The sequence below is a fragment of the Methylobrevis pamukkalensis genome (assembly GCF_001720135.1).
Lineage (GTDB): Bacteria > Pseudomonadota > Alphaproteobacteria > Rhizobiales > Pleomorphomonadaceae > Methylobrevis > Methylobrevis pamukkalensis.
This window is the reverse complement of the sequence record NZ_MCRJ01000296.1, coordinates 1-740: the sequence shown is the minus strand read 5'-3', so window position 1 is coordinate 740 and position 740 is coordinate 1. Positions and strand designations below refer to the sequence as shown.

1 protein-coding gene is annotated in these 740 nt (G+C 73.4%); it reads right to left on the bottom strand.

Annotation, left to right across the window (positions count from 1 at the left end; genetic code table 11):
• Nucleotides 1-740, bottom strand: a 740-nt coding sequence (locus A6302_RS20625) for an AAA family ATPase (protein WP_069308547.1), incomplete at both ends; no start/stop codon positions are given.

Below are 740 nucleotides of genomic sequence, written 5' to 3'. Positions count from 1 at the left end.
CGATCGCCTCGCGCACCTCGCGGCCGGCCTCCTCGGTGCGCGTCGCGGTCACCAGGCGCACGATATAGTCCTTGAGCGCCGGGGCGAGATGGACGGCCCGCACCTCGCGCTTGGCGACGGCGATCAGGCTCGCCGGCAGGCGCACTGGCGGGACGGCCCCCTGTCCGGACGCCCCGGCCTCGGCGTCGTCGGCCTCCGCTTCCACCAGATCGAGGATCGCCCGCTCGCCGGCCGCATCCGGCAGGCCAACGCGGACATGGAACAGGAAGCGGTCGAGCTGGGCTTCGGGCAGGGGAAAGGTGCCCTCGTGCTCGATCGGATTCTGGGTCGCCACCACCATGAACGGCTCGCCGAGCGGATGGGTGGTGCCGCCGGCGGTCACCTGGCTCTCGGCCATCGCCTCCAGCAGCGCGGACTGCACCTTCGGCGGGGCGCGGTTGATCTCGTCGACGAGCACCAGCGCATGGAACACGGGGCCGGGCACGAATTCGAAGGCGCCGCGATCGGGCCGCCACACCGGCGTGCCGGTGAGGTCGGCCGGCATCAGGTCGGGCGTGCACTGGATGCGCGAGAAGCTCGCCTCGATCCGGCCGGAGAGCTGCTTGACCGCGCGGGTCTTGGCAAGGCCCGGCGCGCCCTCGACGAGGACGTGGCCGCCGGTGAGCAGGGCGGCCAGCAGCCGGCCGACCAGCGCGCGGTGCCCGACGAGGCGGCTTTCCAGATCGCCCGCCAGCGCCGAT